This window comes from Streptomyces sp. NPDC023838, assembly GCF_040639555.1.
Taxonomy (GTDB): Bacteria; Actinomycetota; Actinomycetes; order Streptomycetales; family Streptomycetaceae; genus Streptomyces.
The window spans coordinates 196,263-209,558 of the sequence record NZ_JBFAAD010000005.1 but is presented as its reverse complement, the minus strand read 5'-3'; the positions used below and the strand labels follow the sequence as shown (position 1 = coordinate 209,558).

Genomic DNA, 13,296 nt, shown 5'->3' with positions numbered 1-13,296 from the left:
CCACTATTCCGGGTCGTATGTGACGCAGGTCCTGTGGGGGGCCTCACCCGCCGGGCCCGTCGAATGTGACCTGGGCCTCGAAGGAAGCGCGCCGGGTGGCCCTGCGCAGTGCCTTCAGTACGGTCGAGCCGAGCGTGAACGTGAGGACCGTCGTCAGCACCGCCCGGCCCAGGTCCCAGCCGAGCGAGGTGGTCGCGCAGTACGCGGCGAAGCGCAGCAGGTTCTCGCCCAGCGGGTCGCCCGGGTGGAAGGAGATCCCGGACGACATCCCGCCGATGTACGTCCAGCCCTGAAGGTTCATGACCGTGCCGTACGCGAAGGACGCCGCGAAGCCGTACAGCGCGAGGAGTACCAGCTCGGCCCGGCCCCGGAGGCGGTGGCCGCCCGGGAGCAGTCCGGCGCCCATGGTGAACCAGCCCATCGACAGCATCTGGAACGGCATCCAGGGGCCCACACCCCCCGTGAGCAGCGCGGACGCGAACATCGTGACCGCGCCGAGCACGAAGCCGAAACCCGGGCCGAGGACGCGGCCGCTCAGCACCATCAGGAAGAACATCGGCTCCAGACCGGCCGTGCCCGCGCCCAGCGGGCGCAGGGCGGCGCCGACCGCCGCGAGGACGCCGAGCATGGCGACGGCCTTGGCGTCCATGCCGCCGTCCTCGTCCGCGATGGTGGCGACGACCACGCCGACGAGGAGGGGCAGGAGCGCGGCGAAGAGCCAGGGGGCATCCCGGGAGTGGGCGAGCCCGGCGTCCGCGTCGGCGAGGAGCGGCCAGCCGAAGGCCGCGATGCCGATGAGGGTGATGAGGGTGAGGGCGATCACCCCGCGCGGGCCGAGGCGGACCGCCTTTGCCTGGGGGGTGTGGGGCTGGGGATGCGGGGGCGTCGGGGGCGTTGGGGGCGTGGTCATGCGAGGGCCTCGCGTACCTGGGTGACCGTGAGCCACGGGTCCGGGGCCAGGATCTTGGAAACCTGGGGGGCGAAGGAGGGCGAGGAGACGACCACGTCGGCGGTCGGGCCGTCCGCGACGACCTCGCCGTCGGCCAGGATCACCACCCGGTGGGCGATCTCGGCGGCCAGCTCCACGTCATGGGTGGCCAGGACGATCGCGTGGCCCTCGGCCGCGAGGTCGCGCAGGACGTCCGCGAGCCGCGCCTTCGCCGCGTAGTCCAGACCTCGGGTCGGCTCGTCCAGGAGGAGCAGCGGGGGGCGGCCGGTCAGCACGATCGCGAGCGCGAGGGCGAGGCGCTGGCCCTCGGAGAGGTCGCGGGGGTGGGTGTCGTCGGGGACGCCCGGCAGGAGCGCGGAGACCAGGTCGCGGCAGGTGCCGGGGGGTGCCTCGGCGTCCGCGTCGGCCGCCGCGCACTCGGCCTCGACCGTGTCCGCGTACAGCAGGTCGCGGGGCTCCTGCGGTACGAGGCCGACCTCGCGGATCAGGTCGCGCGGGGGTGTGCGGTGCGGGGTGCGGCCGTTGACGGTCACCGTGCCGGTGGTGGGCTCGATCATGCCGACGAGGGTGTTGAGAAGGGTGGACTTGCCGGCGCCGTTGCGGCCCATGAGGGCGACGGTTTCTCCGGGGGTGAGGGTGAGGGTGACGTCTCGGAGGGCGTCGATGCGGGCTCGGCGTACGCCGAGGGTTTTCAGGGTTGCGGTCGCCTTGGCGGCGGGCGGTGGGGTTGCGTTCGTGCCTCGGCGGAGGCGGAGCGCCGCGCGGAGGCGGCTGATGCTTTCCCGTGCGGGGCGGTGGGTGGGGCCGCGGCCTTCGGTCGGGTCGGTGTTCCCAGCCGCTCCGCCCGTGACGGTGAGTTCGCTGGTGCGGGTCTTCTGGCGAGGGGCGTTCGCCGTCGGCGGCTGCGGGCCGTGGGCGGACACCCGGCCTTCGGCCGGGTTGTCGTACCCACCCGCTCCACCTGTGACGGTGGGTTCGTCGGTGAGGGTCTTCCCGTGGAGCGCCTTCGCCGTCGGCGGCTGCGGCGCCTTTGTCGCCAGGCGGACTCGGAGGTCGGTTGCCCGGCGGCGGGCGTCTCGTACTGACAGTGGGAGGGGGTGCCAGCCCGCCAGGCGGCCCAGGGTCACCACCGGGGGGTGGACCGGGGAGATCGCCATGATCTCGGCCGGGGTGCCCAGGACGGGAGGGGCGGCCGGGGACGGGAGGAGGAGGGCCCGGTCGGCGTACTGGATCACTCGTTCCAGGCGGTGTTCCGCCATCAGGACCGTTGTGCCCAGGTCGTGGACCAGGCGCTGGAGTACGGACAGGACCTCCTCCGCCGCCGCCGGGTCGAGCGCCGACGTCGGCTCGTCCAGGACCAGGACCTTGGGGTGGGGGGTCAGGACCGAGCCGATCGCCACGCGTTGCTGCTGGCCGCCGGAGAGGGTCGCGATCGGGCGGTCGCGCAGGTCCGCCAGGCCCAGCAGGTCGAGGGTCTCCTCCACCCGGCGGCGCATCACGTGCGGGGCCAGGCCGAGCGACTCCATGCCGTACGCGAGTTCGTCCTCGACCGTGTCGGTGACGAAGTGGGCGAGCGGGTCCTGGCCCACCGTGCCGACCAGGTCGGCGAGTTCGCGCGGCTTGTGGGTACGGGTGTCGCGGCCGTCGACCGTCACGCGGCCGCGCAGGGTGCCGCCGGTGAAGTGGGGGACGAGGCCCGAGACCGTACCGAGGAGGGTCGACTTGCCGACGCCGGAGGGGCCGATGAGGAGGACCAACTCCCCTTCGGGGACAGCGAGTTGGACCTGCTGGATCGTGGGCGACGCCTGGCCCTCGTACGTGACCGACACCTCGTCGAAGTGGATCATTCTGACTCCTGGGGTGTCGAGGGGGTCGGGAGCGCCGGGGGTGCCGGGCGTGCCGGGCGGGTCTGAGGTGCGGGGGCCACGAAGGCCGGGAGCAGGCCGAGGAGCGTGGCGAGGGCGGGCCAGAGGGGGAGCGTGGGCGCGGTGAGCGGGACCACGCCGAGGTGCAGGGCGTCCGGTGCGTACCTACCCGCCCAGATCATCACCGCCGCCACCGCCGCGCCGGAACCGGCCACCAGCCAGGCGCGGGCGCCCCAGCGGTCGGGGCGGTAGCGGGTGCGGACCGAGCGGCGGCCGCCCAGACGCAGGCCCGCGAGGGCGGCGGCGAGGCCGGTGAGCAGGACGGGCAGGCCGTAGCGGGCGCCTTCGGCGGCGAGGAGTCCGTACGTACCGGCGCAGACGCCGAGGAGTCCGCCGAGGGTGAGGACGGTGGTGGTGTGGCGTACGGCGGGTGGTACGTGCGCGGTGCGGCCGTAGCCGCGGGCGTCCATGGAGGCGGCGACGGCGACCGAGCGCTCCAGGGCGCCCTCCAGGACCGGCAGGCCGATCTGGAGGATCGCCTTGATGCCGCCGGTGGGGCGGCCGCGCAGACGGCGGACGGTACGCAGGCGGGCGACGTCGGCGACCATGTTCGGCGCGAACGTCATCGCGACGACGACGGCCACGCCGGCCTCGTACAGGGCGCCCGGGAGGGACTTGAGGAGGCGGGCCGGGTTGGCGAGGGCGTTCGCGGCGCCGACGCAGATGAGGAGGGTGGCGAGCCGGGCGCCGTCGTACAGCGCGAAGAGCATCCCCTCGGCGGTGACGCGGCCGCCGATGCGGATGCCCTTGGCCCAGTCGGGGAGGGGGGCCTCGGGGAGCGTGAGGAGGGTGTGGGTGCCGGGGATGGGCGAGCCGAGGGCGATGTTGAAGACGAGGCGGATGGCCACGACGGCGAGGCCGAGCTTGACGAAGGCGGTGTACGAGCGGGCCCAGGGGGCGTCGGTGCGCCTCGCCGCGACGACGTAGCCGGCGACGGTGACGAGCAGGGCGAGGAGGAGAGGGTTGGTGGTGCGGGACGCGGCCGTCGCGAGACCGATGGCCCAGAGCCACCAGGCGCCGGGGGGCAGGGCGTTGGAGCGGGTGGCGTAGGGGGTGCGGTGCGGCTTGGCCGGGGGGCGGGGGGTGCGGTGCGGCTTGGCCGGGGGGCGGGGGGTGCGGTGCGGCTTGGCCGGGGGCCGGGGGGTGCGGCGGCTTTCGGCCCCGGGCCGGTGGGTGGGCACCCGGCCTTCGGCCGGGCCGGTGTTCCCACCCGCTCCACCCGTGAGGGTCGGTTCGTTGGTGCGGGTCTTCTCGTGGGGCGCGTTCGCCGTCGGCGGCTGCGGGCCGTGGGCAGGCACCCGGCCTTCGGCCGGGTTGTCGTACCCACCCGCTCCACCCGTGAGGGTCGGTTCGTCGGTGCGGGTCTTCTCGTGGGGCGCGTTCGCCGTTGGCGGGTGCGGGTCGTGGGTGGGGGCTTCGCCCGTGACGGTGGGTTCGCTGGTGTGGGGCTCAGCGTGGGGCGCGTTCGCCGTTGGCGGGTGCGGGTCGTGGGTGGGGGCTTCGCCGGTGGGGGGTTCCCCGTAGGGCGGCTTCGCCCTGCGGGGGTGCGGGTTGTCGTTCTCGGTCGGCATGGGTCAGTCGCGGGGGCGGCGGCGGGATTGCCAGATGGCTGCTGCGGCTACCGCCAGGATCGCCGCGATGCCCGCCAGGAGGCCCAGGGACGGGCCGGAGTCGGAGGACCTCTCGGCGGAATCCTGCGGCTCGGCCGACTGGTTGGGGGCCTTCGTCCGCGTCTTGCCCGAGACCTGTTCCCCGCAGCCCGTGTGCGGGTAGCCCGCGATCGCGCAGAGCAGGGCCGCGCTGTTGTAGCGGAGCGGCTTGGCCACCGCGGCCAGCGCGTCCGCCGTCGTCGCGTCCTCGGGGACCTGCGCGCACGCCGTACGCGCCGCCGGGGGCGTCTCGCCGCCCGGGGCGTCCTGCGGGGTGCCGAAGTCCAGGGCGAGGGCGACCCGCTTGCGGCCCGGCTTCGCCGGGGTCGACGCGCACACCTCGTCGAACGTCGGCGCCGTACGCGGGGTCGCCGCGTCCTTGGAGTCCGCGCTGACCGCGAAGCGGAAGCCCTGGACATCGCCGTCCGAGGGGTGCGCGGTGGCCGGGCCCTGCGTGGCGTACGTCCATGTCGTGCCCTGGCGGTCCCAGAAGGACCAGTAGCGGTACCCGGACGCCTGGGCGGGCGCCGCCACCGCCCCCGCGCCGAGCGTCAGCGCGAGGGCGAGGGCGAGACCGGTCAGGGCCCGACGTAGTACGGGCAGGGCCACGGAGATGCGCACGGGCAGAGGCACGGGCACACGCACCCGCATCACTTCTGCGCGTTCTTCTTGCGCGCGCTCACCAGGAAGCCGACGCCCACGCTCGCCACGAAGAACACGCCGACGATCCACCACACCGACGTGCTGGAGGAGTCGTCCTTCTCGGACTTCTCCTTCGCGGGCTTGCCCTGGTCGGCCGCGACTCCCGCCGGCTTCGGGCCCGTCGCGTTCAGCTGGGAGACCAGGTCCGCGCCGCCGAAGTTCCTCGGGTCGGTGCCGGTGGCGTTCGCGGCGAGGAGGAGCTGGGCGTAGGCGGCGGGGCCGTTCTCCTTGGCCCAGCCGGACGCGTTCTTCTCCAGCCACTGCAGGGACGCCTTGGCCTGGGCCTCCTGGCCGTCGGCGGCGAGGGCGACGACGGCGTCGGCGGTGTTGCCGAAGTCGGGCTGGTTCTCGGCGCCCGGCATCGCGGAGTTGAGGTGGCCCGACTTGGCCATGGTCCTGGCCAGGTACGCGGCGCCGTTGTGCGCGGCCTGCTCCGGCGTGGCCGCCTTCTCGCAGGTGGTTCCCTTGGCGTCGGAGTGCCCGGCGGTGGCGGCGAGGCCCTTGCCGTACGAGGCGGTCACGGCGGCGGCGCTGGCGTCGGCGTTCGCGTACAGCTTCCCGGTCTTGAGGTCCGGCTGGTACGCGAACGCGCCCGAGGCGGGCGTGCTGTCGCACGGCATCGCGAAGGTCAGCAGCGCGTCGAGCGGCGACTTGCCGCCCTTGCCGTCCTTCACAGCCGACTTGGCGTCGGCGGGCTTCTCGCCGGCGGCGGCGAGCGCGCCGATCACGACGGCGGTGGAGTTGGCGTCGCTCTTGCCGCTGGGGTTGTACGCCCAGCCGCCGTCCTCGTTCTGCACGGTCTTCAACCAGGAGACGCCCTTGGTCACGGCGTCGGTGTGGTCACCGAGGGCGACGAGCGCCTGGACGGCGGCGGCGGTGGCGTTGGTGTCGAGCATCGTCTTGGCGTCGCACGGCTTGGCGGCGTCGGGGCGGTACGAGGCGAACGCGCCGGTGTCGCACTGCTGCCCCGTCAGCCACGTCACCGCCTGCGCGGCGGGCTTCACTCCGACGGTGCTCTGCGCGAGCAGGGCGAGCGACTGCCGCCAGACGCCGTCGTACGCGGGGTCCTTCGTCCCGTACAGCCCCTGCGGGATCGTGGTCGCGGGGGGCGCCGTGCCGTCGGCGAAGGCGGCCGGGGCGGCGCCGCCGAGGATCACGGTGGTGGCGGCGGCGAGCGTTGCGGCGCAGCGGCGTACGGTCATGGCGGGCGGTGCCTCTCCTGCGGGGGCCGGCGGCAGGCGGGCGCGGGGGCACGCCGGCTCCGGCTCCGTGTACCTCGACGGGGCCGGTCATCGGCGGCTTGCCGGTGACCGTTGAGCCGGTCATGTCCGTCGGGGTGGTCCGGCTTCGCCGCGCCTGTTCTCGGCGGCGGCTCACGGTTGCGGGTCAGCGCCGGATTCGCACCGGCTTCCCCCCGTACGGTCATGGACGACGCGCCCACTGTACCGGCCGCCCCACCCCGCCCCCGGGGGCCCCTACCGGGGCTACGCCCCGGGCCCCGCGCCCGCCTGCGGCCCGGTGGGGTTCGGTCGCGCAGTTCCCCGCGCCCCTGAAGGCTTGGCCGTGGGTGTGCGGGTCCCCGCGCCCCTGAAGGACTGGCCGTCGGTCGGGTGCGGGTCCGCTTCGGCTGGTCGCTCCCCCAAGTTCTCGGCTTCGCTCGAACAGGAGGGACCCCCATCGCGGCGGAGCCGCACATGTCACAGCCCCGCGCCCCTTGGGGGGTTGCGGCCGCTGCACCCCGCATCTTTCAGGGGCGCGGGGAACTGCGCGACCAGCCGCACGCGGCCCGCAGACAAACGGAAGCAGGGCGCAGGGGATGCCGCGCAGCGGTATTTGAGGGGCGCGGGGAACTGCGCGACCAGCCCAGCACGGTCCGCGGACAAACGGAGCGGGGCGCAGGGGCCGCAGGCCCCGCAGACGGGGTCCGGGGGCGTAGCCCCCGGGAGAGCCACCTCAGCCACCCACCCACCCCCGGAGGGTTCAGGGAAGGGGCGGGGTGGGGGGATCCACCGCTCGATAGGCCTGCGGCCGCCCCGGCACCCCCTCCGCCCTCCCCAGCTTCACCAACCGCCGCACATGCGCCTCCGCCTCCGACACCGCGATGTTGCGGGACCCGTACGGGATCTCCGCCCAGGGGCGGTTCCACTCCATGCGGACCGCCAGTTGCCAGGGGGTCAGCGGCTCCGATGCCAGCAGCGCCAGCAGGTCCGCCAGGCGGGACTCGTGGTGGGCCAGGAGCTCCCGGACCCGGCCCGCCGCGTCCGGGAACGCGTGCTGGTGGGCCGGCAGTACCTCCGCCACCCCCAGGCGCCCCACCCGCTCAAGGGACGAGACGTAGTCGCCGAGCGGATCGGTCACCGTCGCGTCGTCGGGGTCCTCGTACAGGCCGATGTGCGGCGTGATGCCGGGGAGCAGGTGGTCCCCGGAGAACAGGCGGCCGTGGCCCGGCCGCCCCGACGGATGCCGTTCCTCCAGGTGGAGGCAGACGTGGCCCGGCGTGTGGCCCGGCGTCCAGATCGCCCGCAGGCGGCGGCCGGGGAGGGGGAGCAGGTCGCCGGGGACGATCTCGCGGTCGGGGAGCGCCGCCCGCATCCCCGGCAGCGACCGCCCCGCCCCCCGCGCCCGCGCCTCCCGCAGCGGCGCGAGGTGGTCCTCCGGCGCCCCCACCGCCGTCAGCTTCTCCGTCAAGTAGTCGAGCCACGCGCCCGGTTCGGCCTCGCGCGTACGCCGTACGACCGCCGTGTCCGCCGCGTGCATCGCCAGCCACGCGCCGGACGCCTCCCGTACCCGGGCGGACAGCCCGTGGTGGTCGGGGTGGTGGTGGGTCAGGACCACCCCGTGGATGTCCGTGACGTCGGTACCGAGCCGTCGCAGGCCCTCCGTCAGCGCGTCCCAGGACGCCGGGTCGTCCCAGCCCGTGTCGACCAGGACCGGGCCCCGGTCGGTGTCGACGACGTACACCAGTGTGTGGCCCAGCGGGTTGTCCGGGATGGGTACCGCGAGGGAGTGGACGCCCCCGCCGTGGTCGGTCACCGGGGTCGTCCGCGTCATGGTGCCGCCTCGTCTCTGGTCATCTGCCGTTCGGGCCACAGTAGAACGTGTTTCAGTAAGCCCTCAAGGGGCCTCCCGGGCCGTGGACTCCTGATAGTGGAACTGGTATCAGTTTTCGCAGATCTGAAATGGCGTCAGAAACATGTCGTCAGAAACATGCCGTCAGAAACACCGCCCGAAACACCGCCAGAGTGGACCGGACCCGGAGGCGCCACGCCATGACCGATGCCACGCACGACCTCGTCGAACACCAGCACCTCTACATCGGCGGGGAGTTGACCGACCCCCTCGGCTCCGACGTCATCGAGGTCGTCTCCCCCCACACCGAGCAGCTCATCGGCCGTGTGCCGCACGCCTCCCGCGCCGACGTCGACCGCGCCGTCGCCACCGCGCGCCGCGCCTTCGACGAGGGGCCCTGGCCGCGCGCCACCCTCGACGAACGCATCGCCGTCGTCACCCGTATCAAGGACGCGATCGCCCTGCGCCACGAGGAGATCGCCCGCACCATCAGCGCGCAGAACGGCTCCCCGTACTCCTGGAGCGTCCTCGCGCAGGCGCTGGGCGCCATGATGGTCTGGGACACGGCGATCACCGTGGCGCGTGACTTCCCGTACGAGGAGCGGCGCGCCGGCGTCCTCGGGCCGATCCTGGTCCGTCGCGAGCCGGTCGGGGTCGTGGCGGCCGTCGTCCCCTGGAACGTCCCGCAGTTCGTGGCCGCCGCCAAGCTCGCGCCGGCGCTGCTCGCCGGGTGCTCGGTGGTGCTCAAGCCGTCGCCCGAGACGCCGCTCGACGCGTACATCCTCGGCGACATCGCCCGCGAGGCCGGGCTGCCGGAGGGCGTGCTCTCGATCCTGCCCGCCGACCGCGAGGTCAGCGAGTATCTGGTGGGGCATCCGGGCGTCGACAAGGTGTCGTTCACCGGGTCGGTCGGCGCGGGGCGGCGCGTCATGGAGGTCGCCGCCCGCAACCTCACCCGGGTCACCCTCGAACTGGGCGGCAAGTCCGCCGCCGTCGTCCTGCCCGACGCCGACCTGGAGGCGACCGTCGCCGGAGTCGTCCCGGCCGCCTGGATGAACAACGGGCAGGCGTGCGTCGCCCAGACCCGGATCCTGGCGCCCGCGAGCCGGTACGACGAGTTCGCGGAGGGGTTCGCCGCCGCCGCCGGACAACTGGTCGTCGGCGACCCGCTCGACCCGGCGACCCAGGTCGGCCCGCTGGTCGCCGAACGGCAGCAGCGGCGCTCGCTCGACTACATCCGGATCGGCCAGGAGGAGGGCGCCAAGATCCTCGCGGGCGGCGGCCGCCCGCCGGGCCGGGACCGGGGCTGGTACGTCGAGCCGACGCTCTTCGGCGGTGTCGACAACTCCATGCGGATCGCCCGCGAGGAGATCTTCGGGCCGGTGATCTGCCTCCTGCCGTACGGGGACGAGGCCGAGGCGCTGAGCATCGCCAACGACTCCGAGTACGGGCTCAGCGGCAGCGTGTGGACCGGCGACGTCGAGCACGGCATCGACTTCGCCCGGCGGGTGCGCACCGGCACCTTCAACGTGAACACCTTCAGCCTGGACATGCTCGGCCCGTTCGGCGGCTACAAGAACTCCGGTCTGGGGCGGGAGTTCGGGCCCGAGGGGCTGAGCGAGTACCTGGAGCACAAGATGATCCACCTGCCCGCCGGGTACGGCGGGGCCGGGGGCGAGGCGTGATGGGGGACCGCTGGCACGTCGAGGTCGACCGGAGCGTCTGCATCGGCTCGGGCATGTGCGTGAACACCGCGCCGGGTGCTTTCGCGCTGGACGCGGCTCGGCAGTCGCGGCCGCGCGGCGCCGACACGGACGCGAATGAGCGCGTGCTCGCGGCGGCCGAGGGGTGCCCGGTGGAGGCGATCAGCATCGCCCTGCACGATTCGGGCGAGCCCGTTTTCCCCCCTGAGGAGTGAGTGCGTCGTTCGTCTGCGGGTCCTGGTGGGCTGGTCGCGCAGCTCCCCGCGCCCCTGCCTCCCCACCGGCCCGCAGCAGGCGCTCCGTCCGTTCGAACCCCTACGAACACAGGTTGACGCATGCGTACCGCACAGTGACCGCATGACACATGCGACTGTCCGGCTCCCGGCCGGCATGGCACCTTCGTTGCCACGCCACCGAGGGGAGAAGCGATGGACAAGCGGTACGAGGTCTTCTGTCTGGCCGACAGGCAGTTCTATGAGACTCCGGACCGTCTGTCATCGGCCAGGACCGGCGAGTCCGTACCGCTCTTCGAGGCGGCCCTGCGCCCGGTTCCCGAGGGGTGGCGCAGCACGCTCTCCGGGGACTGGCTCCACTTCAGTCCCGTCGACGAGGCGGGCGAACCGCGCCCGGGGAGGCCCCGCCAGGGCTGGAAGATCCACGTCTCGGCGTGTCTGGACAACGCCGAGAAGATGGCGGCGCAGGTGTGGGAGTACTGCGTCCCCCGAGCGGTCCCGTTCAAGTTCGTGCCGGGCCGCCAGCCGCTGCACCTGCGCAACTCCAAGTACGCCGGGCGCGGTTCCAGCGGGAAGTTCGCCACGATCTACCCCTCCGGCGTGGACGAGCTGGAGCGAATACTCACCGAGCTCGGCGAGCTGCTCGACGGCGAGCCGGGCCCGTACATCCTCACCGATCTGCGCTGGAACTCCGGGCCGCTGTACGTGCGTTACGGCGGCTTCGTCGAGCGGCACTGCGTCGGTGAGGGCGGGGCGCTGGTGCCCGCGATCGAGAACGCCCGGGGCGAGCTGGTCCCCGACCGCCGCGACCCGGTGTTCCAGATGCCCGAGTGGGTGACGCTGCCCCCGTTCCTGCGGCCCCAGCTGGAGGCGCGCAACGCGACGACCGTGGGCGACCTGCCGTACCGCATCGAGCGGGCGCTGCACTTCTCCAACGGCGGCGGGGTGTACGCCGGGACCGATGTGCGCGACGGCAGCAAGGTCGTTCTGAAGGAGGCCCGGCCGTACGCGGGGCTCGCCGCCGACGGCTGCGACGCGGTCACCCGCCTGGAGCGGGAGAAGGCGGCCCTGGAGCGGATCTCCGGGCTCGGGGTGGCGCCGGAGGTGCGCGACTGGTTCGAGCTGGGCGACCACCGCTTCCTCGTCATGGACTTCCTGGAGGGGCGCACACTGAACGCGTTCTTCGCCGAGCGCCACCCGCTCCTCGCGGTCGATCCCGACCCGGACGCGGTGGCCTCGTACACGACCTGGGCCCTTGCGGTGCACCGCGCCGTGGAGCGGGCGGTCGAGGCGGTGCACTCGCGCGGGCTGGTCTGCAACGACCTGCACATGTTCAACGTGATGGTCGGGCCGGACGGGGACGAGGCGAACGGCGGCCGGGAGGTCCCGGTGCGACTGCTCGACTTCGAGGCCGCGGTGCCGGTCGACGAGCACGAGGGGCAGACGATGGCGCACCCCGGGTTCGTGGCCCCGCCCGACCGCAAGGGCTTCGAGGTCGACCGGTACGCGCTGGCCTGTCTGCGGCTCGCCCTGTTCGTGCCGATGACGACGCTGCTCGTGGTCGACCAGGACAAGGCGGCGCATCTGGCGAAGGTCGCGAAGAGCCAGTTCCCCGCTGTGCCGGAAGGTTTCTTCGAAGAGGCGGTACGGGTCATCCGGGGCACGGACGAGCCCCTGGCGCGGCCCTATCTGCCCGCCCGGCCCGAGGAGTGGCCCGCCGGGCGCGACTCGATGGTCCGCGCGATCCTCGCCTCCGCCACGCCCGAGCGCGAGGACCGGCTCTTCCCCGGGGACATCTCGCAGTTCGCGGACGGCGGCGGCCTCGGCGTCGCGTACGGCGCGGCCGGGGTGCTCTACGCCCTGGACGCCACCGGCGCCGGGCGCTACCGGGACGGCGAGGAGTGGCTGCTGCGCCGCACCGAGGAGCCGCCCGCCGGCTCTCCGCTGGGCTTCTACGACGGGCTGAGCGGCGTCGCGTACGTCCTGGACCGGCTCGGCCACACCGAGCGCGCCCTCGACCTCGTCGACCGGGTGCTCGACGAGAAGTGGCAGCGGCTCGCGCCCGGACTGCACGGCGGCCTCGCCGGACTCGGGCTGGCCCTCGACTCCCTCGGCCGCACCACCGGCGAGAGCGACCTGCGCGACCGGGCCCTGGAAGCGGCCTGGATCATCGCCGGGGAGCCGCGGCCGGACGAGGGAGCCGCACGCCCGCGCGCCGGGCTGCTGCACGGCGCCAGCGGCCCCGCCCTGCTCTTCCTTCGGCTCTATGAGCACACCGGCGAGCCCGCGCTCCTCGACCACGCCGCCGAGTTCCTCCGGCGCGACCTCGCGCGCTGCGTCACCGACCGCTCGGGCGCCCTCCAGGTCGACGAGGGCGTACGGACCATGCCCTATCTGGGCTCGGGCGGTGTCGGCATCGCGATGGTGCTCGACGACTATCTGGCGCACCGGCACGACGAGGAGTTCGCCGAGGCCAGGGCCGCGATCCTGCCCACCGCGCGGCTGCGGTACTACGCCCAGCCGGGCCTGTTCGACGGCCGCGCGGGCATGGTGCTGCACCTCGCCCGCACCCGCGCCGCACGTGCCGACCTGGACGCGCAGAGCGCGGCGCTCGCCTGGTACGCCGTGCCGTACCAGGGCCATCTGGCCTTTCCCGGCAACCAGATGATGCGGCTCTCCATGGACCTCGCGACCGGCACGGCGGGCTGTCTGCTCGCCCTGGGCTCGCTGCCCGCCGCCGCGTCCGCCCGAAGGCGCCCCGCGGGGCTGCCCTTCCTGCCACCGCTTCCGGTGGCCCCCAAGACGGCCCCGCGAGGGGCCGGACGGTGAACCCGTCCCCACGAAGAAGTTCCCGACAGAAGGAGATTGTCATGACACTTCTCGACCTGCAGAAGATGGACGTTCCCGAGACCACCGGTGGCGGCGGCGGTGGCGGCGAGAGCAGCGTCAGCCTGCTGCTGTGTGACAAGCACAGCGGGGCCAGCCAGCTGCTCTGCCTCTGAGACACGAACCACCCTGATCAATCCCTGTTGCACCTGATCAACCGTGATCGATCCTGATCAACCG

Annotated in this window: 10 protein-coding genes and 1 riboswitch; of the genes, 4 read left to right on the top strand and 6 right to left on the bottom strand. The window is 73.7% G+C overall.

The window, feature by feature from the left end:
* Positions 1–43: 43 nt before the first annotated feature.
* From AB0G17_RS08770 to AB0G17_RS08745, 6 genes are all read right to left on the bottom strand, one after another.
* Complete coding sequence (locus tag AB0G17_RS08770; protein WP_361377706.1) at positions 44–910, bottom strand: ECF transporter S component; 867 nt, start codon at positions 908–910, stop codon at positions 44–46.
* Complete coding sequence (locus AB0G17_RS08765) at positions 907–2,796, bottom strand: ATP-binding cassette domain-containing protein (RefSeq protein ID WP_361377703.1); 1,890 nt, start codon at positions 2,794–2,796, stop codon at positions 907–909. Before AB0G17_RS08765 ends, AB0G17_RS08770 begins: the two co-directional genes overlap by 4 nt.
* Complete coding sequence (locus AB0G17_RS08760) at positions 2,793–3,902, bottom strand: energy-coupling factor transporter transmembrane component T (RefSeq protein WP_361378070.1); 1,110 nt, start codon at positions 3,900–3,902, stop codon at positions 2,793–2,795. Before AB0G17_RS08760 ends, AB0G17_RS08765 begins: the two co-directional genes overlap by 4 nt.
* A gap of 546 nt (positions 3,903–4,448) precedes the next feature.
* Positions 4,449–5,174 carry an SCO2322 family protein gene (locus AB0G17_RS08755; protein ID WP_361377700.1) on the bottom strand — a complete coding sequence of 242 codons (726 nt, stop codon included), beginning with the start codon at positions 5,172–5,174 and terminating at the stop codon, positions 4,449–4,451.
* Positions 5,174–6,427 carry a prenyltransferase/squalene oxidase repeat-containing protein gene (locus tag AB0G17_RS08750; RefSeq protein WP_361377697.1) on the bottom strand — a complete coding sequence of 418 codons (1,254 nt, stop codon included), beginning with the start codon at positions 6,425–6,427 and terminating at the stop codon, positions 5,174–5,176. The genes AB0G17_RS08755 and AB0G17_RS08750 overlap by 1 nt, the downstream gene beginning before the upstream one ends.
* A gap of 132 nt (positions 6,428–6,559) precedes the next feature.
* Positions 6,560–6,639, bottom strand: a riboswitch (cobalamin riboswitch).
* Positions 6,640–7,205: 566 nt separating this feature from the next.
* Complete coding sequence (locus AB0G17_RS08745) at positions 7,206–8,276, bottom strand: MBL fold metallo-hydrolase (protein ID WP_361377694.1); 1,071 nt, start codon at positions 8,274–8,276, stop codon at positions 7,206–7,208.
* Positions 8,277–8,494: 218 nt separating this feature from the next.
* On the opposite strand from AB0G17_RS08745, the gene AB0G17_RS08740 reads away from it, so the two are divergent.
* The 4 genes from AB0G17_RS08740 to AB0G17_RS08725 all read left to right on the top strand — a co-directional run bounded on the left by AB0G17_RS08740 (position 8,495) and on the right by AB0G17_RS08725 (position 13,232).
* Positions 8,495–9,979 (top strand): aldehyde dehydrogenase, encoded by a 1,485-nt coding sequence (locus AB0G17_RS08740; RefSeq protein ID WP_361377691.1) that lies wholly within the window; start codon positions 8,495–8,497, stop codon positions 9,977–9,979.
* Entirely contained in the window at positions 9,979–10,212 is a 234-nt protein-coding gene (locus AB0G17_RS08735; RefSeq protein WP_361378067.1) for a ferredoxin, read from the top strand. Before AB0G17_RS08740 ends, AB0G17_RS08735 begins: the two co-directional genes overlap by 1 nt.
* A 213-nt stretch (positions 10,213–10,425) precedes the next feature.
* Positions 10,426–13,059 (top strand): class III lanthionine synthetase LanKC, encoded by a 2,634-nt coding sequence (gene lanKC / locus AB0G17_RS08730; protein WP_361377688.1) that lies wholly within the window; start codon positions 10,426–10,428, stop codon positions 13,057–13,059.
* A 41-nt stretch (positions 13,060–13,100) separates the two neighbouring features.
* On the top strand, positions 13,101–13,232 hold the full coding sequence (locus AB0G17_RS08725; protein ID WP_361377685.1) for a SapB/AmfS family lanthipeptide: 132 nt from the start codon (positions 13,101–13,103) through the stop codon (positions 13,230–13,232).
* Positions 13,233–13,296: the final 64 nt, after the last annotated feature.